Annotated in this window: 18 protein-coding genes and 2 pseudogenes; 13 read left to right on the top strand and 7 right to left on the bottom strand. The window is 74.3% G+C overall.

From position 1 onward, the window contains the following. Window positions 1-17 precede the first annotated feature (17 nt). The 8 genes from D7I43_RS16745 (at window position 18) to D7I43_RS16710 (ending at window position 8135) form a co-directional block, all read left to right on the top strand. Window positions 18-974 carry a carbohydrate ABC transporter permease gene (locus D7I43_RS16745; RefSeq protein WP_120329447.1) on the top strand — a complete coding sequence of 319 codons (957 nt, stop codon included), beginning with the start codon at window positions 18-20 and terminating at the stop codon, window positions 972-974. Beyond that, window positions 971-1879 (top strand): carbohydrate ABC transporter permease, encoded by a 909-nt coding sequence (locus D7I43_RS16740; protein ID WP_120329446.1) that lies wholly within the window; start codon window positions 971-973, stop codon window positions 1877-1879. Before D7I43_RS16745 ends, D7I43_RS16740 begins: the two co-directional genes overlap by 4 nt. Further along, entirely contained in the window at window positions 1876-4008 is a 2133-nt protein-coding gene (locus tag D7I43_RS16735; RefSeq protein WP_120329445.1) for an alpha-galactosidase, read from the top strand. Before D7I43_RS16740 ends, D7I43_RS16735 begins: the two co-directional genes overlap by 4 nt. A 114-nt stretch (window positions 4009-4122) precedes the next feature. Beyond that, a complete protein-coding gene (locus D7I43_RS16730; RefSeq protein ID WP_204985225.1) occupies window positions 4123-4515 on the top strand; it encodes a YciI family protein in 393 nt (130 codons plus the stop codon). Window positions 4516-4539: 24 nt separating this feature from the next. Beyond that, window positions 4540-5787 (top strand): RNA polymerase sigma factor, encoded by a 1248-nt coding sequence (locus D7I43_RS16725; RefSeq protein ID WP_204985224.1) that lies wholly within the window; start codon window positions 4540-4542, stop codon window positions 5785-5787. 10 nt (window positions 5788-5797) lie between these two features. After that, a complete protein-coding gene (locus D7I43_RS16720; protein ID WP_120329442.1) occupies window positions 5798-6118 on the top strand; it encodes a DMT family transporter in 321 nt (106 codons plus the stop codon). A gap of 200 nt (window positions 6119-6318) precedes the next feature. Beyond that, window positions 6319-7281: a TIGR03557 family F420-dependent LLM class oxidoreductase gene (locus D7I43_RS16715; protein WP_120329441.1), complete on the top strand. Its 963-nt coding sequence runs from the start codon at window positions 6319-6321 to the stop codon at window positions 7279-7281. Next, a complete protein-coding gene (locus D7I43_RS16710; protein ID WP_240032998.1) occupies window positions 7278-8135 on the top strand; it encodes an alpha/beta fold hydrolase in 858 nt (285 codons plus the stop codon). Before D7I43_RS16715 ends, D7I43_RS16710 begins: the two co-directional genes overlap by 4 nt. Window positions 8136-8518: 383 nt before the next feature. On the opposite strand, the gene D7I43_RS16705 is transcribed toward D7I43_RS16710, so the two are convergent. The 7 genes and pseudogenes from D7I43_RS16705 to D7I43_RS16680 form a co-directional block, all read right to left on the bottom strand. Beyond that, the gene (locus D7I43_RS16705) at window positions 8519-9319 is read right to left on the bottom strand and encodes an endonuclease/exonuclease/phosphatase family protein (RefSeq protein WP_120329440.1); all 801 of its coding nucleotides are present in this window, start codon (window positions 9317-9319) and stop codon (window positions 8519-8521) included. 3 nt (window positions 9320-9322) lie between these two features. Then, window positions 9323-10813 (bottom strand): phosphatase PAP2 family protein, encoded by a 1491-nt coding sequence (locus D7I43_RS16700; protein ID WP_120329439.1) that lies wholly within the window; start codon window positions 10811-10813, stop codon window positions 9323-9325. A gap of 97 nt (window positions 10814-10910) precedes the next feature. Beyond that, the gene (locus D7I43_RS16695) at window positions 10911-11912 is read right to left on the bottom strand and encodes a YihY/virulence factor BrkB family protein (protein WP_120329438.1); all 1002 of its coding nucleotides are present in this window, start codon (window positions 11910-11912) and stop codon (window positions 10911-10913) included. Beyond that, the gene (locus tag D7I43_RS16690; protein WP_120329550.1) at window positions 11905-12909 is read right to left on the bottom strand and encodes a diacylglycerol/lipid kinase family protein; all 1005 of its coding nucleotides are present in this window, start codon (window positions 12907-12909) and stop codon (window positions 11905-11907) included. The genes D7I43_RS16695 and D7I43_RS16690 overlap by 8 nt, the downstream gene beginning before the upstream one ends. A 106-nt stretch (window positions 12910-13015) precedes the next feature. Next, window positions 13016-13222, bottom strand: a pseudogene (locus D7I43_RS34500) (Clp protease N-terminal domain-containing protein); the annotation flags it as partial. Between the two features lie 177 nt (window positions 13223-13399). Then, a pseudogene (locus D7I43_RS34495) lies at window positions 13400-13597 on the bottom strand (Clp protease N-terminal domain-containing protein); the annotation flags it as partial. Then, window positions 13597-13833, bottom strand: a complete 237-nt coding sequence (locus D7I43_RS16680) for an HTH domain-containing protein (protein WP_120329436.1) — start codon at window positions 13831-13833, stop codon at window positions 13597-13599. The pseudogene D7I43_RS34495 and the gene D7I43_RS16680, both read right to left, overlap by 1 nt. A gap of 149 nt (window positions 13834-13982) precedes the next feature. Here D7I43_RS16680 and D7I43_RS16675 point away from each other — a divergent pair, with 149 nt between their 5' ends. The 5 genes from D7I43_RS16675 (at window position 13983) to D7I43_RS16655 (ending at window position 21149) form a co-directional block, all read left to right on the top strand. Then, entirely contained in the window at window positions 13983-14813 is an 831-nt protein-coding gene (locus tag D7I43_RS16675) for a universal stress protein (protein WP_120329435.1), read from the top strand. A gap of 123 nt (window positions 14814-14936) precedes the next feature. Then, entirely contained in the window at window positions 14937-17339 is a 2403-nt protein-coding gene (locus D7I43_RS16670; protein WP_120329434.1) for a phosphoketolase family protein, read from the top strand. Further along, complete coding sequence (locus D7I43_RS16665) at window positions 17336-18226, top strand: universal stress protein (protein ID WP_120329433.1); 891 nt, start codon at window positions 17336-17338, stop codon at window positions 18224-18226. The genes D7I43_RS16670 and D7I43_RS16665 overlap by 4 nt, the downstream gene beginning before the upstream one ends. 147 nt (window positions 18227-18373) lie before the next feature. After that, window positions 18374-19381, top strand: a complete 1008-nt coding sequence (locus D7I43_RS16660; protein ID WP_406107924.1) for an Acg family FMN-binding oxidoreductase — start codon at window positions 18374-18376, stop codon at window positions 19379-19381. A 34-nt stretch (window positions 19382-19415) separates the two neighbouring features. Continuing rightward, the gene (locus tag D7I43_RS16655) at window positions 19416-21149 is read left to right on the top strand and encodes a sensor histidine kinase (RefSeq protein ID WP_120329431.1); all 1734 of its coding nucleotides are present in this window, start codon (window positions 19416-19418) and stop codon (window positions 21147-21149) included. The last annotated feature ends 3 nt before the right edge of the window (window positions 21150-21152 follow it).

Genomic DNA, 21152 nt, shown 5'->3' with positions numbered 1-21152 from the left:
GAGAGGGGGAGGACAACATGTCCGACCTGCCCCTGATCCAAGCGGATCGCGCCGTGGAACCGCCGGCCGCGACCACCACCACGGGTGGTCGCGGCCGCCGGCTGCGGCTCCTGTCCCGCACCGACCGCGTGGTCATCACGCTGATGGTGCTCGTCCCCCTGCTGCTGGTCACCGCCCTGGTGTGGCTGCCGGCGCTGGCCACCGTGCTGCTCTCCGGCACCGACTGGGACGGCATCGGCCCGCTGTCGGACATCGACTTCGTCGGCGGGCGCAACTACAGCGACGTGCTGACCATCTACCCGCCGTTCCTGCCCGCGGTGCGGCACAACCTGCTCTGGCTCGCGGTGCTCTTCCTGCTGGCCACCCCGTTCGGCATGTTCCTCGCCGTACTGCTCGACAAGGAGCTGCGCGGCAGCCGCTTCTACCAGACGGCGCTCTACCTGCCGGTGGTGCTCTCGCTGGCGCTCATCGGCTTCGTCTGGCAGCTCATCTACTCCCGCGACCAGGGCCTGCTCAACGCGGTGCTCGGCACCGACACCGACTGGTACGGCGACCCGAGCGTCAACATCTGGGCGGTCATGCTCGCCTCCGGCTGGCGGCACGTCGGCTACATCATGCTGCTCTACCTGGCCGGGTTGAAGGGCGTCGACCCCTCACTGCGGGAGGCCGCGGCCGTCGACGGCGCCTCGGAGGTGAAGAGCTTCTTCCGGGTGGTGTTCCCGGTGATGCGCCCCATCAACATCATCGTGCTCGTGGTGACCGTCATCGAGTCGCTGCGCGCGTTCGACCTCGTCTGGGTCGTCAACAAGGGACGCAACGGCCTCGAACTGCTCTCCGCGCTGGTCACCCAGAACGTGGTCGGCGAGGCGAGCCGGATCGGCTTCGGCTCGGCGCTGGCGACGATCATGCTGGTCGTCTCGCTGGTCTTCATCACCATCTACCTGGCCACCGTGATGCGGGGAGAGGACCGATGACCGCCACCGCGATCCGCCCGCCCGCCGCCGGGGAGGTGTCGCCGCCGCGGCGGCGGCTCACCCCGCAGCGAGTGGTGCTGCACGTCTTCCTCGCCGCCGTGGCGATCGGCTGGCTCTTCCCGATCCTCTGGGCCGTGCTCACCTCGTTCCGGTCGTACGAGTACACGGCCACGAACGGGTACGTGTCCCTCGGCGGCTGGACGATCGACAACTACGTCACCGCCTGGCGGCAGGCGGAGTTCGGCCAGCACTTCCTCAACTCCGTCTACATCACCGTGCCGGCGGTGCTGCTGACGCTCTTCCTCGCGTCCTGCGTGGCCTTCGTCATCGCCCGGTTCGGTTGGAAGCTCAACCTGGTGCTGCTCGGCCTGTTCACCGCGGCCAACCTGCTGCCCCAGCAGGCCCTGCTCATCCCGCTGTTCCGGCTGTTCACCCAGGTGCCGCTGCCGGCGTTCATGAGCGACTCGGAGCTGCTCTACGACAGCTACTGGGGGCTGATCCTCATCAACGTCGCCTTCCAGTGCGGCTTCTGCGTCTTCGTGCTGAGCAACTACATGAAGGCCCTGCCGCGCGACCTATACGAGGCGGCGATGGTCGACGGGGCCAGCGTCTGGCGGCAGTACTGGCAGGTGACCATGCCGCTGTGCCGGCCCGCCCTGGCCGCGCTCGCCACGCTCGAGGTGACCTGGATCTACAACGAGTTCTTCTGGGCCACTGTGCTCATGCGCACCGGCGACAAGTTCCCGGTCACCAGCTCCCTCAACAACCTGCGCGGCGAGTTCTTCACCGACAACAACCTGGTCTCGGCCGGCAGCGTGCTGGTCGCGATCCCGACCCTGGTCATCTTCTTCCTGCTCCAGCGGCACTTCGTCCGGGGCCTCACGTTGGGAGCGAGCAAGGGATGATGGTGCACCTGCGCCGCGCGCGGACCAGCCTGGTGCTCGACGCGCGCGGGCCGGGCCTGCCCCGCGTCGTGCACTGGGGCGGCGACGTCGGCGACCTCGACGACGACGACCTGCGGCAGCTCGCCGACGCGACCGTGCCGCCGGTCGTGCCGAGCAGCTTCGACGCCCCCACCGTCCTGTCGCTGCTGCCCGAGGCCGGCGCCGGCTGGAGCGGCCGTCCGGCGCTGGCCGGGCACCGCGACCGCGCCGACTGGGCCACGGCGTTCGCGTTGGACGGGCTCGACATCGACGACGATGGGGACGGTCCCGCCCGGGTACGCGTCCACGCGGTCGACCCCGGCGCCGGGCTGTCCCTGACCGTGGAACTCACCCTCGACCCGACCGGCCTGCTGCTGCTGCGCCACCGGCTGCGCAACGACGGGGACACGCCGTACGAGCTGCGGGAGCTGACCCCGGTGCTGCCGGTGCCGGCCGTCGCCACCGAACTGCTCGACCTGACCGGCCGGTGGTGCCGGGAACGGTCACCGCAGCGGCACCCGTGGCCGATGGGCACCTGGGTCCGGGAGGGCCGGCACGGCCGTACCGGCCACGACGCCACGCTGCTGCTGGTCGCCGGCACGGCGGGGTTCGGGTTCGGGCACGGCGAGGTGTGGGCCGTGCACACCGCGTGGAGCGGCGACCACGTCACCTTCGCCGAACGGCGCCCCACCGGGGAGGCCACCCTCGGCGGCGGCGAACTGCTCACCCCGGGCGAGGTGGTGCTCGGCCCCGGCGAGTCGTACGCCACTCCCCTGCTCTACGCCGCCTGGTCCGACACGGGCCTGGACGGGCTCAGCGACGTCCTGCACACCCACCTGCGGGCCCGTCCGCGGCACCCGCGGTCACCCCGACCGGTCACCCTCAACGTCTGGGAGGCGGTGTACTTCGACCACGACCTGGACCGGCTGCGGGCGCTCGCCGACCGGGCCGCGGAGGTCGGGATCGAACGGTTCGTGCTGGACGACGGCTGGTTCCGCGGCCGGCGGGACGACACGGCCGGGCTCGGCGACTGGTACGTCGACGAGGACCTGTGGCCCGACGGCCTGGACCCGCTCATCGCGCACGTCACCGGGCTCGGGCTCCAGTTCGGGCTGTGGGTCGAGCCGGAGATGGTCAACCCCGACTCGGACGTGTACCGCGCCCACCCCGACTGGGTGCTCGCCGTGCCCGGCCGGCTGCCACCGACCTGGCGCAACCAGCAGGTGCTCGACCTCGCCCACCCCGAGGCGTACGCGTACCTGCGCGACCGGCTGGACGCGCTGCTCACCGCGCACCCGGGCATCGGCTACCTGAAGTGGGACCACAACCGGGACCTCACCGAGGCCGGCCACCGGGGCCGGCCCGGCGTGCACACGCAGACCGAGGCGGTCTACCGGCTCCTCGACGAGCTGCGCGCCCGGCACCTCGACGTGGAGATCGAGAGCTGCGCCTCCGGCGGCGCCCGCGTCGACCTGGAGATCCTCGCCCGCACCGACCGGGTGTGGGCCAGCGACTGCAACGACGCCCTGGAACGGCTCGCCATCCAGCGCTGGACCGGCCTGCTGCTCCCGCCCGAGCTGGTCGGCAGCCACATCGGCCCGCCACGCTCGCACACCACCGGGCGGACGCACGACCTCGGCTTCCGGGCCGCCACCGCGTTCTTCGGCCACTACGGCGTCGAGTGGGACATCACCTCGGCGACCCCGGCCGAGCGGGCCGAGCTGGCGGCGTGGGTGGCCCTGCACAAGCGGCTGCGCCCGCTGCTGCACACCGGCCGGACGGTCCGGGTCGACCACCCCGACCCCGCCGTCTGGGCGCACGGCGTGGTCGCCCACGACGGGTCGCAGGCGGTGTACGCGGTCAGCCGCCTGGCCACCTCGGTGGCCCAGGTGCCGGGGGCGGTCCGGCTGCCCGGCCTGCACGGGCGGCGCCGCTACGCGGCGCGGCCGGTGCCGGGGGTGCCGGCGCCCGCCACCGTGCAGCGGGCCGCGCCGGCCTGGTTGCCGTCCGGGGTGACGCTGACCGGCGCGGCGCTGGCGACGGTCGGTCTGCAGATGCCGGCGTTGCACCCCGAGCAGGCCCTGCTGCTGGAGGTCACGGCGGTCGACTGATTTTTTTCCAGGAATCTTCGGCGGACGTGTCGAGGCGGGCCCCGCCTGCTTCTACCTCAGGGTGAGAGCACCGAGAATGAGGTGCGCAGGCGTGAGGAGCCAACCGTGAAGTACATGTTGCTGATGCAGTTCAGCGCCGCCGGGACCGACTTCCCGCCGATCGACACCTGGACGCCGGAGGAGATCCGGGCGCACATCGCCTTCATGGGCGAGGTCAACGCGAAGCTCACCGCGGACGGGGAGTGGGTCCAGGGCGAGGGCCTGGGCGGGCCGGCGCAGGCCCGGATCGTCCGCGCCGGCGAGGGTGGCGTGCCCGTGGTGACCGAGGGGCCGTTCCCGGAGACGAAGGAGTTCCTCGCCGGCTGGTGGATCGTCGACTGCGAGACGCCGCAGCGGGCCGTGGAGATCGCCGCGTACATCTCCGCGGCGCCCGGCCCGGGCGGCCGCCCGCTGAACATGCCCATCGAGGTGCACCCGGTGATGTCCGCCCCACCGCAGGAGCTGTGACGGCTGACCACCACCGACCTGCCCATCGAGGACCTGCTGCGCGAACTGGCGCCGCAGGTCCTCGGTGTGCTCGCCCGCCGCTTCCACGACTTCGCCACGGCGGAGGACGCCGTGCAGGAGGCGCTGCTGGCCGCGGCGACACAGTGGCCGGTCGAGGGCGTCCCCGGCAACCCGCGCGGCTGGCTCATCCAGGTCGCGTACCGCCGGATGATCGAGCTGGTCCGCGCCGAGACCGCGCGGCGGCGCCGGGAGGACCTGGTCGCGCGCCGCGAGCCCGACGACCGGCGGGTCGCCCCCGCGGTGGACGACCAGCTCACCGCCGGGCGGGACGACACCCTGGTGCTGCTGTTCCTCTGCTGCCACCCGGCGCTCTCCCCCGCCTCGGCCATCGCGCTCACCCTGCGGGCGGTCGGCGGCCTGAGCACCGCCGAGATCGCCCACGCGTTTCTCGTGCCCGAGGCCACCATGGCGCAGCGGATCAGCCGCGCCAAGCAGCGGATCCGCGACTCCGGGATGCCGTTCCGGATGCCCGAGGCCACCGACCGCGCGGCGCGGCTCGCCGCCGTCCGGCACGTGCTCTACCTGATCTTCACGGAGGGACACACCAGCAGCGCCGGCCCCGACCTGCGCCGCGTGGACCTGTCGGCGGAGGCGATCCGCCTGACGCGGACGCTGCGCGAGCGGCTGCCCGACGACAGCGAGACGGCCGGGCTGCTCGCGCTGATGCTGCTCACCGAGGCGCGCAGCCCCGCCCGTACCGGCCCGTCCGGTGAGCTGATCTCCCTCGCCGAGCAGGACCGCGGCCGGTGGGACGCGGCGGCCATCGCCGAGGGCGTCGACCTGGTCACCCGGGCGCTGCCCCGGGGCCCCGTCGGCCCGTACCAGATCCAGGCCGCCATCGCCGCCCTGCACGACGAGGCGCCGTCGGCCGAGGAGACCGACTGGCCGCAGATCCTCGCCCTCTACGAGGTGCTCGAGGCGCGGTCGGGCAGTCCCGTCGTCGCGTTGAACCGGGCCGTGGCGACCGCCATGGTGCACGGCCCGGACGCCGGGCTGGCCGCCCTCACCGAGCTGGCCGGCGACCCGCGCCTGGCCGGACACCACCGCCTGTACGCCGCCCGAGCGCACCTGCACGAGATGGCCGGCGACCGGGACCGCGCGGTGGCCGACTACCGGGCCGCCGCCGCCCGGACCAGCAGCGTGCCGGAGCAGCGGTACCTGACGATGCGCGCCGCCCGGCTGGCGGCGCGGACCGCACCGACGGAGGGATGACGGGTACGACATGGCGTACGTCCTGCTGGGCATCGCGATCGCGGCCGAGGTGGCGGCCACCAGCCTGATCAAGGCCACGGCCGGTTTCACCCGGCTCGGGCCGACCCTCGCCTGCCTCGCCGGCTACGGGCTGGCCTTCGTCATGCTCGCCCAGGCCGTGAAGCAGATCCCGGTCGGCGTCGCCTACGCCCTCTGGTCGGGACTGGGCACCGCGACCATCGTGGCGATCGGCGCGGTCTTCCTCGGCGAACCGCTCGGCGCCGTGAAGATCATCGGGATCGCCCTGATCATCGTGGGCGTGGTCATCCTCAACCTCAGCGGCACCCACTGACGCCGGTGGCCGGCCCGGTCCGGGCCGGCCACCGGAGCCGTCAGCTCGCCGTGCAGCTCACCGCGGGGCGGGCGTTGGGGCATCAGCGTATGCCGATGCGTCAGGTGGCGCAACGACGCCCGTCGAACCGGACCCGAGGGTTGACCACGGTCCGACGGGGTATCCGGGGACGATCCCCCGGGGTCGGAAGGAGAGGCGACATGGTCAACGTCGGCTACACGCTGCTGTGCGAGCAGAGCGGCCCGAAGCAGCTGGTCGACCACGCGGTACGGGCGGAGGCGGCCGGCTTCGACCTGCTGGTGGTCTCCGACCACTACTACCCCTGGCTCGACTCGCAGGGCCACTCGCCGTACGCCTGGTCGGTGCTCGGCGCCGTCGCCCACGCCACCGGCCGGGCCGAGCTGATGTCCTTCGTCACGTGCCCGATCCGCCGCTACCACCCGGCGGTCGTGGCCCAGAAGGCCAGCACCGTCGGTGTGCTCTCCGACGGCCGGTTCACCCTCGGCCTCGGCGCCGGCGAGAACCTCAACGAGCACGTGGTCGGCGGCTGGCCGCACGTGCAGCAGCGGCACGAGATGTTCGAGGAGGCGTTGCAGATCATCCGGCCCCTGCTCAACGGCGAGACGCTGACGTTCTCCGGCAACCACTTCGACGTGCCCGACGCGTACGTCTGGGACCGGCCGGAGACGCCGGTGCCGATGGCCGTCGCCGCGTCCGGCCCGCAGTCGGCCACCCTCGCCGCCGAGTACGGCGACGGCGTCATCGCCACCGAGCCGGACCGCCGGATCGTCCAGCTGTACGACGACGCGGGCGGCGCCGGCCGGCGCCGCTACGGGCAGGTGGCGATCTGCTACGGCCCCGACGAGGCCGAGTGCCGCAAGATCGTGCACGACCAGTTCCGCTGGTTCGGGCTGGGCTGGAAGGTCAACACGGACCTGCCCGGCCCGGAGTCCTTCGCCGCCGCCACCCAGTTCGTGCGGGAGGACGACGTCGCGCAGGGCATCTCGTGCGGCCCGGACGTCGACCGGCACGTCGAGGCGTTCAAGGCGTTCGTCGACGCCGGCTTCACCGACGTGGCCGTCATCCAGGTCGGCGCCGACAGCCAGCCGATGTTCCTCGACTGGGCGCAGGAGCAGCTGCTGCCCCGGCTCCGTGAACTGTGAGCCGGAGACGGCTGCCGACGCCGACCCCGGCCGGCCGGTTCACGATGGCGGAGCTGCGCCTCGCGATGGCGGCGCCGCAGCCCGCCGCGGGGCTGACGAGTGAGTGGCGCCTGGTCGACGGGCTGCGTACGCACACCCGGCGGAGCCCGGACCCGGGCACCGGCGCACCGCCGGTGGTCCTGGTCCACGGCCTGGCCGTCTCGCACCGCTACCTCACGCCCCTGGCCGTCGCGCTGGCCCGGACGCACCCGGTGTACCTGCCGGACCTGCCCGGGTTCGGGCTCACGGCGCACCCCGCCGGGACGTACGACGTCGCCCAGCACACCGCGCACCTCGCGGCGTGGCTCCGCGCGTACCGGCTGCCGCGGGTGTGCGTGCTCGGGCACTCGTTCGGCGCCGAGGTCGCCGCCGCGCTCGCCGCCCGGCACCCGGAGACCGTGCGGGCGCTGGTGCTCGCCGGCCCGACCGGTGACCCGACCGCCCGCTCCCGGCGTACGCTGCTCGGCCGCTGGCTCGTGGACACGCTGCGGGAGGCGAAGGCGCAGGCGCCCATCCTGCTGCGCGACGTGTGGGACGCCGGGCCGCGCCGGGTGGCCGCCACCCTGTCGTACTCGGTGGGCAACGCCATCGAGGCGGACCTGGTGCGGGTCGAGGCACCGACCCTGGTGGTGATCGGCGCGCGCGACCCCGTGGTGCCGCCCGCCTGGCGGGACGAGGTGGCCCGGTTGATTCCGCACGCCCGGACGCTCGTGGTGCCCGGCGCCGCGCACAACGTGGCGACCACCGCCCCGGCGGAGGTCGCCGCCGGGGTCCGCCGCCTGATCGCGGACACGTCGAGGGTGCTCGACGGGTGAGCCGGCTCGGACGCTGAGCCGGCTCGGACGCGGAGCCCGCTCGGAGGCTGGTTCCAAAGGACATCAGCTCTAAAGCAGCGCCGGGCGGGTATGAAGGCGACACCGCGAGCGGCCGCACGGCCGCGGCGCGGCAGCGGCCGTGCGGCCTGGGGCCCCGGCACCGACGGAGGGAGACCGATGCGCATCGGGAACGTCGAGATCCGCCCGCTCGGCGGCGGCCTCGGCTGCCTGCTGATGATCCTCTTCTCGGTGCTCGCCTCGGTGGTGCTCACCGTCCTGGTCAACCTCGTGTTCTGACCCGGCGAGGCCCGTCAGCCGGCACGGCCAGCCAGCCGACACGGCCGCCCAGCCCCGGACACGGCCAGCCAGCCCGGGACGCCCCGTCAGGCAGCGGCCAGCGCCACGTCCGCCACCAGCGGATAGTGGTCGGAGGCGTGATCCGCGACCCCACCCCGGACGACCCGGCAGTCCCGCACCCGCGCGGCCAGCGGCGGGCCGCCGAGCAGGTAGTCCAGCCGCATGCCGGTGAACTCGCCCCCGCCGTGCCGGGTGGGCACGGTCAACCCCTCGTCCGGCCCGCCGGCCGCCCGCCACAGGTCCACGAGGCCGGTGGCGAGCAGCACCGCCACCGCCCGGGTGTCCACGGTGCGCCCGTCGCGGCGCAGGTGCCGGCGCCGGTACGGCGGGGCCAGCGACGCGAGCCGCGCGGTGTGGTCGGTCGCCGGGTCGAGGCTGTTCAGGTCCCCGCCGACGAGGGCCAGCCCGTCCGGCGCCCGGCGGACGGCCCGGGCCAGCCAGTCCACCTCGACGCGCCGCCAGCCGCCGGAGTACGGGCTGAGGTGCGTGCCCAGCACGGTGAGCGGCCCGGCGTCGGTCGCCAGCACGACCCGTGACGCCGCGTGGTGGAACGGCCGGCGCAGCGGGCCGGCCGCGAGGGTGCGCAGCGGCGGGCGCACCAGGACGGCCACCGGCTGACCCAGGCAGCTGCGGGCCAGGTGGGGGCGCATGCCCAGCCGATCGGCGAACGTGTCCAGCACCCCGTCGGCGCCGAAACCGCGCAGCTCCTGGAGCAGCAGCACGTCGGGGCGCTCGGCCGAGATCACCTCGACGATCGCGTCCCGCCGGTCGGTGCCGTCGCCGTCGCGCCCGCCGGTACGGATGTTCCAGGTCATCACCCGCAGCACGGCTCAGTCCGCCCGGGCGGCGCGGGCCAGCTCGTCGTCGAGGCGGGACACGTCCGTCGCCTCGATGCTCGGCCGGTTGCCCTCGCGCACGTCGGCGTTGGGGCGGATCACCCAGTAGAGCAGGCCGATCCAGAGCGCGCCGAGCAGGATCGCCCCCAGGAAGTCGGTGGGGTGGTGCATGCCGCGGTACATGCGGGAGGTGGCCACACCCAGCGGCATGACCACGGCCAGCACCACGCTCAGCCACCGCCACCAGCGGTCGGTGCGGGCCATGACCAGCACGGCGATGGCCGTGTAGAGGCAGATCGTCGCGGCGATGTGCCCGGACGGGAACGACGAGGTGGGCATGGGACCGTCCAGGTTCTCCACCGGCGGGCGGGGGCGGTCGACGGCGTGGGCCGAGGCGAGGAAGAGGCTCAGCTCGCCGAACATGGCCAGCGCCACGAACAGCACCGGCCGCCACCGCCGCCACACCGCGAGCACCAACGGGCAGAACACCATCGAGACGAGCAGGATCGCGTGGGTGTCGCCGAACTTGCTCCACCACCAGCTCAGCTCGGTCAGGGCCGGGGTGTGCCGCTGCGCGAACCAGAGCGGCACCTCGGTGTCGAGGGTCGCGAGGAACGTCCCCTTGGCGTGGTAGCTGACGTACATGCCGAAGCCGTAGAGCGCCCCGAAGACCAGGACCCAGCCGACGAGCAGTTCCGCCACCGCGGAGCGCGGATGGGCCAGCACCTGTTCCTCGGCCGGGGCCGGGGCGATGTCGCGTCCCGCCTCCGGCTCCAGCCCCTCGGTCAGCGGCGGCGCCGGGCGGCCGCGTTCGCGCCGCCACAGCCGGAAGGCGTACGCGGTGACGCCGAGCCAGGCCGCGCCGAGCAGCCAGCCGGCGAGCACGTCGGAGACGAAGTGCACGCCCAGCGCGATGCGGGTCAGCCCGATGAGGAGCACGAGCGTGGCGGCCAGGCCGATGGCCGGGCGGCGCCAGCGGGGCGCCAGCGCCGGCAGGAAGACCAGCACCAGTGCCCCGTACGCCACGAACGAGCCGAGGGCGTGCCCGCTGGGGAAGCTGTTGCCCGGCGCGCTGGCGACCGGCACGTCGACCACCGGACGGAGCCGGCCGACGAGCGTCTTCAGGGACGGGTCGAGGATCAGTCCGCCGGCGCCCGTGACGATCAGGTACACGGCCAGCCGGGGCTGGCGGCGGATCAGCAGCCCGACCACGGCGATGGTGACCAGCCAGATCAGGATCGGCCGTCCGCCGAGGTCGGTGACCGCCTGGAGCACGGTCACGAGGGGGTCGTGCGGCGCGACGAGGTCGTTGCACCATTGGGCGATCGCGCGGTCGGCGTCCTGCAACGGGCCCCAGCGGAACCGGACCAGCATGAGCAGCAGACCGAAGGCGGCGCCGGCACCGGTGACCGCCACGAGCCCGGCGAGGCTCCGCTCGGCGAAGTGCCCGATCGGTCGCCGCAGTGCCTCTCTGACCGTGGTCACCCCGTACCTCCCTCACCCGCATCGGCGAGGCGGCTGTACCCGATTCGGGCGGCGCGTACACCGGCGGCCGGACGGCCCGGCGCGGGTGGCGGGCGGGTCAGAGGGCGGTCATCTCGCCGGTGTCGAGGATCTCCGCGCGCTCGGCCTCGGGCTCCCACAGGTCCGGCTGGGCGGGTTCCTGCACCCCGATCCGCAGCGCCTCCAGCTGCGCGGCGAAGGCCAGCCCGCCGAAGAGCGCCACGCCGGTGAGGTTGGCCCACAGGAGCAGCGCCATGATCCCGGTCAGCGCGCCGTACGTCTGGCCGAACGCGTCGCTGAAGCGCACGTACGCGGCGAGCAGCAGGCTGGCCAGCCACCACAGCACGGTGGCGATGCCGGCGCCGAAGAACAGCCAGGACAGGCCCGGCTGCCGGCGCCGTGGCGCGTGCCGGAAGAGCACGGCCACCGCGAGCACGGTCAACGCCAGGCTCAGCGGCCAGCGGACGACGTCCCAGATTCCGTGGACGCCCTGGCCCCACGCGTAGTGCCGCTGGACGGAGTCGCCCATGGGCCCGCCGCCGACGAGGATCAGGAACCCGGTGAGGGCGGGCACGCCGGCGGTGACCGCGAGGACGGCGGCACGCACGTACTTCCACAGCGCCGGCCGGTCCCGTTCCACGCCGTAGATCCGGTTCGCGCCGCGCTCGATCTGGGCCATCGTGGTGGTGAGCGCCACCAGGCCGGTGATCAGACCGAGGGTGAGCGCCAGCTCCCCGGCGCGCTCGGTGCTCTCCCCCTCGCCGAGCAGTTCGGCCACCACCGGCTCGCTGGCCCCGGGTGTGAGCGCCAGGACGGTGTCGGCGACGACCTCGCCGCCCTCCTCCACGCCCAGTTCGCTGATGAGACCGGTGAGCGCGATCAGGAACGGCACCACGGCGAGGCAGAGCTGGAACGCGAACGCGCGGCTGTGGCTGAACCCGTCGCCGTAGCGGAACCGGATGAACGCGTCCCGCAGCAGGTGCCAGCCGCCCTCCCGGCGCAGGGTGCGCCAGGCGTCGTCGGCGGAGAGCTCCTCGTCGGCCATGAGCCGGGTCTCGGGCACCATGCGGGTGCTACTCACGGCGGGCCTCCTCGACGAGCTGTTCGCCGCGTTCGGCGGCCCGCTCGGCGTCCACGGCGAGGTCCGGCGCCCGCTCGGGCTGCGGCACGCAGAGCCACAGCGCCTTCGGCCGGATCACGGCGCGCAGCCGCCGGCTGGGGGCGATCACGTCGCCGTCGAGTTCCCGGGGCTGCGTACGGTCGGCCGTGACGACGACGCGCCGGCCGCGGAAGACCTCCATGCGGGGCACCCGGCCGTGCCGGCGGATCACGGCCCAGCCCAGGGCCGCCCAGTCCCGCAGCGTACGCGGGCTGAGCACCGCCACGTCGAGCCAGCCGTCGTCCGGTTCGGCCTCGGTGAGCAGCCGGATGCCGCCCTGGAGCCGCCCGACGTTGGCGATGAGCACGGAGCGGGCGCGGCGGCGGACCGGCGGGCGGTCGTCGATGCGGATCGACACCCGCATGGGCCGGTCGCGCAGGTGCCGCAGCCCGCCCACCACGTACGCCGGCCAGCCGATCCGCGCCTTGGTGGCCTCACTGGTGGCGGCGAGCATCTGCGCGTCGAAGCCCATGCCGGCCATCACGGTGAAGTGGCGCCCGTCGACCTCGCCCACGTCGAGCAGGCGCCGGCCGCGCTCGACGGCCACCTCCAGACCGGCGGCCAGGTCGGTGGAGAGCCCGAGGTTGGCGGCGAGCAGGTTGCCGGTGCCCTGGGGCAGCACGGCCAGCGCCACGTCGGTGCCGACGAGCGCGCTGACGCAGGACATCACGGTGCCGTCGCCGCCGCAGGCGAAGACCACGTCCACGCCGGCGCGGACCGCCTCCTGCGTCTGCCCGCGGCCCGGGTCGGCCACGGTGGTCTCGTACCACAGCGGCTCTGGCCAGCCGGCGGCGGCGAGGGCGTCGGTGACCGTACGCCGCAGCCCGGCCAGATCGGCCACCTTCACCGGGTTGACGACCACGGCGGAGCGCAACCCGCCGTCGTCGCTCGCGGGCCGCCCCCGCCCTTGCGCAGTCACGGCGCCAGTGTGCAGCAACCGGGACCGCCCCGCGAGCCACGACGGGGGCGGCGTCGCGAGCGCCACAGACAGGTTTACGAGCGTGGCGGGTCGTGGGGGTGGCCGGTCAGGCCGCCGTACGCAGCGCCGCCTCCACCCGGCGGCGCAGGTCGCCGAGTTCGATGCCGGCCTCGGTGAGCACGAGCGCGGCGAGGCCGTGGCCCTCGCGGAGCAGGCCGAGCAGGATGTGCTCGGTCCCGATGTGCCGGTGCCGCAGCCGGATCGCCTCGCGCAGCGACAGCTCCAGCACCTTCTTGGAGCGGGGTGAGAACGGGCCGCCGGTGTAGCGGCGGCGCCGGCCCCAGCGGCGGGGCCGCTCCGGCTCCGCCTCGCGCAGCGCGTCGGGGCCGAAGGTCTCCTCGATGCGGGCCACGATCGCGGCCAGGTCGATGCCGATCTCCCGCAGCGCGGCGGCGTCGGCGTCGCCGAGGCCGACGCCGCCGGACTCGGTGTGCCGGCGGATGCGCCGGCGCAGGTCGTCGGCCGTGACGCCGGCGTCGGTCAGCAGCCGGCTGGCGAGACCGTCCTCGTCGGCGAGCAGGGCGAGCAGCAGGTGCTCGGTGCCCACCGGCCGCTGGCCTTCGGCGCGGGCCTCGTCCCGGGCCCGACGCACGGTTTCGCGGGCCCGATCGGTGAACCGTTCGAACATCACGCCTCCCAGGAGGTGGGGACCGCCGGTCGCCCGGCGTGCTTCTTGTGGACCGCCTGCCGGCTGACCTCGAGCGCGTCGGCGATCTCCTGCCAGGACCAGCCCTGCCGTCGGGCGTTGTCCACCTGGACCACCTCGAGCCGTTCGAGCAGCCGGCGCAGCGCGCGGACGGCGCGGAGCCCGACCCGGGGGTCGGCGCTGCCGGCGGCCGCTGCGAGTTCCGTCGCCTGATTCATGCTGTCAACTTACGTTGACAGTATGGCTCGTGTCAACCCTTGTTGACAGATGCGGCGCTGACGAACCGACCCGCCGGGACGGCCGCACGACTACCCTCGGTCGAGGGAAGCGTGGTCGTGCCGGTCGCGACGCCCGGGAGGTGATGTCGATGACCGCAGCCGCCGGTCAAGCCGTGATGGTCGGCCTCGGCTCCGCCCGCAACCTCCCCGTGGTCCGGATCGCCGCACAGGAGGCCGCCGCGCACGGCCGGTCGCTGCACCTCGTGCACGCGTTCGACTGGGCCGCCGCGTTCGCGGCGGACACCGTGGCGGCGCCACGCGACGAGGCGGAGGACCTGATCGCCCGGGCCAACGACCTGGCCCGCGACGTCGAACCGGAGCTGACGGTCACCGGTGAGATCGTCGAGGGCCCGCGGGTGCCCGTCCTGCTGCGCCGGTCGGAACGGGCGTTCCTGCTCGCCGTCGGCGACGGCGGGATGGCCACCTGCGCCGACTGCGTGCCGGCCGACGCGCCGGCCGTGCAACTCGCCGCCCGGGCGAGCTGCCCGGTGCTGGTGGTCCGCCGGGAGCCGCCGCCGCAGGGCCCGGTGCTCGTCGGCGTGGACGGCTCCCCCAGCTCGAACCGCGCCCTCGAGTGGGCCCTCGAGTGCGCCGGCCGGCGCAACGCCCGACTGCTCGCCCTGCGCGTCACCGAGCAGGACGAGGACGACGACGAGGTGAAGCGGCAGCTCACCGAGGTTGTCGGGCGGTACGCCGGACGGCACCCCGAGGTGCCCACCGAGTGCCACACCATCCGCGGGGACCCGGGCGGCGTCCTGGTCGAGCAGTCCCGGTCCGCGCAGGTGGCGATGGTCGCGGCCCGCGGCGACGAGCCGGGACGGGGAATGCTCGGCGCGGTGGCGCAGTCGCTGCTCTACCACGCGCCCTCGCCGGTGATCGTGGTCCGGGGCATGACCGACACCGCCGCGCAGGGGGCGTGACGCCCCGGCCGTTGGGGACCAACGGCCCTGACCGCCGACCACGCCGGTCCGGGAGGCTGGACCGGCCGGAGGAACGGCGCTTCCGGATGCAGCATCCCCCCAACCGCGAGAGGCTCAGTCACCATGGACACCGCTCTCGACCTGCAGGAGCCCCTGACCGACGACGAGCTGCGCCGGGTGGACGCGTACTGGCGAGCGGCGAACTACCTGACCGTCGGGCAGATCTACCTGCTGGACAACCCGCTGCTCCGCCAGCCGCTGGCGCCGGAGCACATCAAGCCCCGCCTGCTCGGCCACTGGGGCACCAGCCCCGGGCTGAACCTGCTGTACGCCCACCTCAACCGGGTCATCGTCGCCCGCGACCTGAACGCCATGTTCATCACCGGGCCGGGCCACGGCGGCCCCGCGATCGTGGCGAACACCTGGCTGGAGGGCACCTGGACGGAGCGCTACCCGGGCGTCGGCCGCGACGAGAGCGGCATGGCCCGGCTGTTCCGGCAGTTCTCGTTCCCCGGCGGCATCCCGAGCCACGTGGCCGCGGAGGTGCCGGGCTCCATCCACGAGGGCGGCGAACTGGGGTACGCGCTCAGCCACGCGTACGGCGCCGCGTTCGACCACCCGGACCTCGTGGTGGCGTGCGTGATCGGCGACGGTGAGGCCGAGACCGGCCCGCTGGCCGGAAGCTGGCTGTCCAACGTCTTCCTCAACCCGGCCCGCGACGGAGCGGTCCTGCCGATCCTGCACCTGAACGGCTTCAAGATCGCCAACCCGACGGTGCTCGCCCGGATCCCCGAGCAGGACCTGCTCGAACTCATGCGCGGCTACGGCTACCAGCCGTACGTGGTCGCCGGCGACGACCCGGCGCGGGTGCACCAGGCTCTCGCCGCCACCCTCGACCGCGCCCTCGACGAGATCGCGGACATCCAGCGTCGGGCCCGCTCCGGCGACGCCGTCGAACGCCCGCGCTGGCCGATGATCATCCTGCGGACGCCGAAGGGCTGGACCGGGCCGCGGGAGGTCGACGGCGCGCCCGTCGAGGGGACCTTCCGCTCGCACCAGGTGCCCCTGGCCGAGGTCCGGTCCAACCCCGCGCACCTGGCCGAGCTGGAGCGGTGGCTGCGCGGCTACCGCCCGGAGGAACTGTTCGACGCCACCGGCTCCCCGGTCGAGGAACTGCTCTCCCTGCCGCCGCGCGGTGACCGGCGGATGAGCGCCAACCCGGTGACCAACGGCGGGAGCGTGCTGCGGGACCTCACCCTGCCCGACTTCCGCGACTACGCCATCGACGTGCCCCGACCGGGCGAGCCGATGGCCGGCGCCACGGGGGTGCTCGGCGGCTGGATCCGCGACGTCATCGCCGCCAACCCGGAGACGTTCCGACTCTTCGGCCCCGACGAGATCGCCTCGAACCGGCTCGGCGCCGCCTTCGACGTCACCGGCCGGACCTGGGTGGCCGCCACCGTCCCCGGCGACGAGCACCTCTCCCCCGACGGGCGGGTGATGGAGGTGCTCTCCGAGCACCTGTGCCAGGGCTGGCTGGAGGGGTACCTGCTGACCGGACGGCACGGCGTCTTCACCAGCTACGAGGCGTTCATCCACATCGTCGACTCGATGGTCAACCAGCACGCCAAGTGGCTGAAGGTCACCCGGGGGATCGGCTGGCGGCAGCCCCTCGCGTCGCTGAACTACCTGCTCTCCAGCCATGTCTGGCGGCAGGACCACAACGGCTTCTCCCACCAGGACCCGGGGTTCATCGACCACGTGGTGAACAAGAAGGCCGAGGTGGTGCGGGTCTACCTGCCCCCGGACGCCAACAGCCTGCTCTCCACCATGGACCACTGCCTGCGCAGCCGCCACTACATCAACGTGGTGGTGGCCGGCAAGCAGCCCGCCCCGAACTGGCTCACCATGTCGGAGGCGATCCAGCACACCCGGCGCGGCCTGGGGATCTGGGACTGGGCCAGCACCGACGCCGGCAGCGAACCCGACGTGGTGCTCGCCTGCTGCGGCGACGTGCCGACCCTGGAGACGCTGGCCGCCGCGGACCTGCTCCGCCAGCACCTCCCGGAGCTGAAGGTGCGGCTGGTCAACGTGGTCGACCTCATGCGGCTCCAGCCGCCCAGCGAGCACCCGCACGGCCTGCCGGACAAGGAGTTCGACACCATCTTCACGGCGGACCGGCCGATCATCTTCGCGTACCACGGCTACCCGTGGCTCATCCACCGGCTCACCTACCGCCGCACCAACCACGGGAACCTGCACGTGCGCGGCTACAAGGAGGAGGGCACCACGACGACGCCCTTCGACATGGTGATGCTCAACGACCTGGACCGCTTCCACCTGGTCATCGACGTCATCGACCGGGTGCCCGGGCTCGCCGCCCGCGCCGCGCACCTGCGCCAGCACATGGTCGACACCCGGCAGGCGTGCCGGGACTACACCCGCCAGTACGGCGAGGACGACCCGCGGGTGGCGGAGTGGCGCTGGGTCCGGGAGACCGAGCCGGGCCTGCGGAGCGGGGCATGAGCGCCGGCGACGTCCTCGTGGGCTACGACGGCTCCCCCGACGCCGACGTCGCCGTGCGGTGGGCGCTGGACGAGGCGGGACGGACCGGCCGGGCCGTGCGGCTCGCGTACGTCTTCGAGTGGGCCACCGTGGTCGGCTGGCTCGGCCCCGGTGTGGCGCCCGGTGCCTGGCCGGACGAGACCGCCCGGCACGAGATCGAGGAACTGGTCCGCCGGGCGGCGGCCGACGCCTCCGCCGCCCACCCCGACATCGAGGTCACCGGGCAGGTGCTCGACGGCCCGCCCGCCCTGGTCCTGCAGGAACGCTCCGCGGACGCCGGCCTGCTGGTGCTCGGCAGCCGCGGCCACGGCGGGTTCGCCGGCCTCCTCGTGGGCTCGACGGCGGTCTCGGTCACCGCGCACGCGCACTGCCCCGTGGTGGTGGTCCGCGCGAACGGGACGGCCGCGGCCGTACCCACCGACGGGCCCGTGGTGGTCGGCGTGGACGGCTCCGACCAGTCGCTGGTGGCGCTCGGCTTCGCCGCCGAACGGGCCGCCGCGCGCCGGAGTCCGCTCCGGGTGGTCAGCGCCTGGTCGCCGCCCGGAGCGGGATCGTGGCGGCCGGGCGCCGGCCCACCGCCGGACATGGACGAGCTGGCGGCGGACGAGCGCGCGGCGCTCGAGCACACCGTGGCGCCCTGGCGGCGCACCTACCCGGAGCTGGACATGCGGGTCGAGGTGACGGCCGGCAGCCCGGCGTCGCTACTCGTCGAGGCCAGTCGAGGCGCGCAGATGGTGGCCGTCGGCACCCGGGGGCGCGGCGGGCTGCGGGGCATGCTGCTCGGCTCGGTGAGCCAGCAGCTCATCCAGCACGCGCACTGCCCGGTGGCGGTCGTCCGGGAACGCTGAGCCGGGCCGGCCGGCGGGCCGAAGGGCCCGGGCGGTGGGGACCTGCGTACCGTGCGGGCCCCACCGCGATGGCGCAGGATGGACCACAAGCCGGCCCGCGCGGCGCCCCGGGTGGGGCACGATGGGCGCAGAGGAAAGGTCGTGAGGATGAGCCAGGAGAGCCCGACGGACCGCCCGCTGACGACCGCGCTCGCGGAGGCCGCCGCCACCGCCGGCCACGCGCCCTCGGTGCACAACACCCAGCCCTGGCAGTGGCGGGTGCTGCCCGACGCGCTGGAACTGCGCGCGGCCCGCAGCCGGCAGCTCGCGGCGACCGACCCGGAGGGGCGGCTGCTCACCCTCAGCTGCGGCACGGCTCTGCACCACGCCCGCACGGCCCTGGCGGCCGAGGGTTGGACGCCGGTGGTGGAGCGGCTGCCCGATCCCGACGACCCGCAGCTGCTGGCCCGCCTCACCGGGCTCCACCGGACCGACCCCGACCCGGCCGCCATGCGGCTCGTGCAGTGCATGCAGGTCCGGCACACCGACCGCCGGCCGGTCAGCGACGAGCCGGTGCCCACCGCGGCGGTCAAGGAGATCGCCGAGGCGGCCGTGGCCGAGGGCAGCCGGCTCCAGATCCTCGACGGAGACCAGGTGCTGGAGCTGGCCGCGGCCGCCGCGCACGCCGGGACGGTCGAGGCGGAGGATCCGCAGCTGCGCGAGGAGCTGGCGTACTGGACGAGCCGGGCCGGCGCGGGCACCGGCCTGCCCTCCGACGTGCTGCCCGAGCAGGCGCCGCAGACGACCGTGCCGGCCCGCGACTTCGGCCGCCCCGGCACCCTGCCGATCGGCGCCGGGCACGACCGCGCGGCCGTGTACGCGCTGCTCTACGGCGACGAGGACGAACCGGACAGCTGGCTGCGCGCCGGCGAGGCGCTCTCCGCCGCCTGGCTGACCGCGACCCGCCTCGGCGTCTCCGTGGTGCCGCTCAGCGGCGTCGTGGAGGTCGAGGGCACCCGCCAGACGCTGCGTGGCCTGCTCGCCGGGCTCGGCCACCCGTACATCGTGCTGCGCCTGGGCATCGCCGACCCGGCGCACGCGGGGCCGCCGCACACGCCGCGGCTCGCCACGGAGCAGGTGGTCGACACGTCCGCGCTGCGCGGTGAGCACGGCTGAGGGGTCGAGGCGCCGCCGGCGATAGCATCGCCCGATGGCAGCGAGCACCCCGAATCCCCGGCCCGAGTCGCCCCCGACGCCGTCGCTCGGGCTGAGCCCGCTGTCCCGCGTCCGCCTCGACGAGCTGCTCCAGGAGATGCTGGACCGGGTCGGCGAGGTCGTGACCAGCCGCGAACGGCTCCGCGCGCTGCTCGACGCCGTGGTCGCCATCGGCAGCGACCTCGACCTGCGCACCACCCTGCAACGGATCGTGCAGGCGGCCTGCGAACTGGCCGGCGCCCGGTACGGCGCACTGGGCGTGGTCGGCCCCGACCGGATGCTGCACGACTTCATCGTCCACGGCATCTCGCCGGAGGTGCACGCCCGCATCGGCGACCTGCCCCACGGGCGGGGCGTGCTCGGCCTGCTGATCGACGAGCCGCGCCCGCTGCGGATGCCCGACATCACCAAGCACCCGAAGTCGTACGGTTTCCCGCCGAACCACCCGCCGATGCACAGCTTCCTCGGCGTGCCGGTCCTCGTCCGCGACCGGATCTTCGGCAACCTCTACCTGTCCGAGAAGCAGGGCGCCACCGAGTTCACCGATGACGACGAGGAGATCGTCGTGGCGCTCGCCGCGGCGGCCGGCGTGGCCATCGAGAACGCCCGCCTCTACGCGCTGGCGCACCGGCGGGAACGCTGGCTCGCCGCCACCGCCGAGATCACGTCGCTGCTGCTCGGCGAGGTACGCCGCACGGACGCGCTGGCGCTGGTGGCCCGCCGTGCCCGCGAGGTGGCCGAGGCGGAGCTGTCCCTGGTCCTGCTCTTCGACCCGGAGGGCGAGACGTTCACCGTGGAGGTCGTCGACGGCGGCGACGAGGCGGCCCGCGCGCTGGCGGGCACCGTCGTGCCGGCCGCGGAGACCAGCTTCGGCGAGGCGGTCGCCGCGGGCCGGCACGACCTGGTGGACGACCTCGCGCACGCCGCGCCCTGGCCGGCGCTGCTCAGCACGGGCCCCGCGGTGATCGCTCCGCTGGCCACCGCCGACACCCTGCACGGCGTCCTGGTGATCGCCCGCGGCGCGGACGGGGACGGCCCCGCCACCGACGACGACATGGCCCTGCTGAGCAGCTTCGCCGGGCAGGCCGCGCTGGCCATGGAACGGGCCCGGGGCCAGGAGGAGCGGGAACTGCTCGTGGTGCTCGAGGACCGCGAACGCATCGCCCGTGACCTGCACGACGTGGTCATCCAGCGGCTCTTCGCCACCGGCCTGCAACTCCAGAGCGTCGCGCCGATGAGCATCCGGCCCGAGGTGGCCAAGCGCATCAACGCCGCCGTCGACGACCTCGACGCCACCATCAAGGACATCCGCCGGACGATCTTCGAGCTGCGCACGCCCATGAGCGCCGCGCTGCGCACGGAGATCCGCGAGGCCGTCGAGGTGGCCGCCGAGTCGCTCGGGTTCCGGCCCGACCTGGAACTGACCGGGCCGATCGACAGCGCCGTGCCGGACCAGCTCCGCCCCGACCTCACGGCCGTGCTGCGGGAGGCCCTGTCCAACGCCGTACGCCACGCGCAGGCCGACCGCGTGTCGGTCGCCGTACGCGTGCACGCCGGGCGGGTGTCGGTGACCGTCACGGACGACGGGGTGGGCTGCGACCCGGCCGCGGCCCGGGGCGGCCTGGTCAACCTGCGCGAACGCGCCGAGCGGCACGGCGGCGAGTTCACGCTGCGTCCGGCGCGCCCGCGCGGCACCGAGCTGCACTGGTCGGTGCCGCTGGGCGACTGACCG

Origin of the sequence: Micromonospora globbae (assembly GCF_003610785.1) — a bacterium.
GTDB lineage: Bacteria > Actinomycetota > Actinomycetes > Mycobacteriales > Micromonosporaceae > Micromonospora > Micromonospora globbae.
Note: the sequence above shows the minus strand (reverse complement) of the source record. Positions and strands in the feature narration are given on the sequence as shown.